The following is a 204-nucleotide window of genomic DNA, read 5'->3' on the forward strand; positions in this document are numbered from 1 at the left end:
TGGAGATTAGAGGCTTCTATAGCAGTTTGCCAGCGACCTTCGTTTAATTGTGCTTGTTGAATTTGGATATTGCCGCTGGCAATATTTAAGCTGCCTCTAGCTGAGGCTTGAATATCTTTTGGTTGGAATGAGTCTAGGCTACCTGCGGCTTGTACTTGACCGCTGAAGGTTGCTGGTAAACGATTTGGCAATGTTGTTAAACGA

The 204-nt window shown here is 44.1% G+C and carries 1 protein-coding gene; it reads right to left on the reverse strand.

All coding sequences use genetic code 11. From position 1 onward, the window contains the following. Nucleotides 1-204: hypothetical protein (locus tag MiSe_RS50665; RefSeq protein ID WP_226595188.1), on the reverse strand; the 204-nt coding region annotated here is incomplete at both ends.

Origin of the sequence: Microseira wollei NIES-4236, from assembly GCF_020521235.1 — a bacterium.
GTDB classification, from domain to species: domain Bacteria; phylum Cyanobacteriota; class Cyanobacteriia; order Cyanobacteriales; family Aerosakkonemataceae; genus Microseira; species Microseira wollei.